This is a genomic window from Pseudomonas sp. BAV 4579, assembly GCF_009765395.1.
GTDB classification, from domain to species: domain Bacteria; phylum Pseudomonadota; class Gammaproteobacteria; order Pseudomonadales; family Pseudomonadaceae; genus Chryseomonas; species Chryseomonas aestiva.
Map to the genome: position 1 here is coordinate 1 of NZ_WHOV01000264.1, position 1,195 is coordinate 1,195.

Consider the following 1,195-nt stretch of genomic DNA (forward strand, 5'->3'; position numbering starts at 1 on the left):
CACCCAGGAAGCCCAGCCTGAAAAGCCCAAGCGTGAGCGCAAGCCGCGCAAACCCAAGGCTGCCGCCTCTGTCACTGAGCCCGTCCAATCGCCAGCGCCTCGCGCGTTGCGTCCGGGCTCCCTGGACCAGCTGATCGCCCCGTTCGACCGTGAGGTCGCATTGGCCAGCTGATTCACACCTTACTCACCCCTGTCGAGAAACCTCCCGTCAGGGCGGTTTTCCTGACGTTACAACTGAAAGGAAAGCTATGGCTTCGAAACGACTCGCTGCAATTGCAGACGACTTCCGTAAGGTTGGTACTACCGCCATGGGCGCGGCACTGATCGGTATTTTCCTGAGCGATCATCAGGTCCTCACGGTCTATACCTTCCTGTCAGGTGCTATACTCTGGCTCATTGGTATCTGCCTCACCCGGGAGGATTAACATGGACCAAACCACCTTTGGCGTCCTGATGTTGAGTGGCATGCTGGTGTTCTTCAGCGCTGTTGCGGTTTGGGCTGACTGGCCCAACGTGAAGCAGAAGGCTCAGAAGCTGATCCGCTCGCATTGATGCACTGATCTACCAAAGCCCTCCTCGGAGGGCTTTTTCATTTCTGGGGTATTGACAAGCGTTAACCCTCTGACACCTTAGGCCTGTCAGTCACCGAAAACTCTCCCACCATGGAGGCCCTTCATGGGACTTGATCTGGCGTTGTACCGGGCGTTGCGTTCCGTCGATATACCGGAAGATAAGGCAATGACTGTCGTCGATGCGTTGGAGGCTCACATACGTGCGCAGTGGGCTACCAAGCCTGGCCTGACACAGCGTCAGTTAGATACCCTGCCAGATGTGTCACCGCCCCAATTGAGCACCAAGTCTGACAGCGACCCGATAGTGAGCAGATTTACGATTGACGTATCCCTCATGCTCACTGCCTTTGTGCTGATCTTGATAGCTGGGATGGGATCCACGACATGAGTCAGACCGCCTTTGGAATCACCCTCTTGTCGGTGCTGCTGATCGTCTGTGTGGGTACGCCTGTCTGGCTGGACTGGTCCAACATCAAACAGAAGGTATCGAAGCTGATCCGGTCGCATTGATGCACCGCTCTACCAAAGCCCTCCTCGGAGAGCTTTTTCATTACAGGGGTATTGACAAGCGATACGGCCCTGAACATTCTGAGGATGTATGCCGCTGACGTTGTCAGCAACAT

At 55.6% G+C, this 1,195-nt stretch carries 4 protein-coding genes; 3 read left to right on the top strand and 1 reads right to left on the bottom strand.

Annotated features, from left to right (window positions below; genetic code table 11):
• Positions 1 to 248 precede the first annotated feature (248 nt).
• The 3 genes from GSQ95_RS26245 (at position 249) to GSQ95_RS25910 (ending at position 960) form a co-directional block, all read left to right on the top strand.
• Positions 249 to 425 carry a hypothetical protein gene (locus GSQ95_RS26245; protein ID WP_178118486.1) on the top strand — a complete coding sequence of 59 codons (177 nt, stop codon included), beginning with the start codon at positions 249 to 251 and terminating at the stop codon, positions 423 to 425.
• A gap of 1 nt (position 426) precedes the next feature.
• Positions 427 to 552 carry a hypothetical protein gene (locus GSQ95_RS26795; protein ID WP_256664731.1) on the top strand — a complete coding sequence of 42 codons (126 nt, stop codon included), beginning with the start codon at positions 427 to 429 and terminating at the stop codon, positions 550 to 552.
• A gap of 123 nt (positions 553 to 675) precedes the next feature.
• On the top strand, positions 676 to 960 hold the full coding sequence (locus tag GSQ95_RS25910; protein WP_158896738.1) for a hypothetical protein: 285 nt from the start codon (positions 676 to 678) through the stop codon (positions 958 to 960).
• 1 nt (position 961) lies between these two features.
• Here GSQ95_RS25910 and GSQ95_RS26350 read toward each other — a convergent pair.
• Positions 962 to 1,195 (bottom strand): hypothetical protein (locus GSQ95_RS26350; RefSeq protein WP_218580234.1); only part of this gene is annotated, 234 nt, incomplete at its 5' end.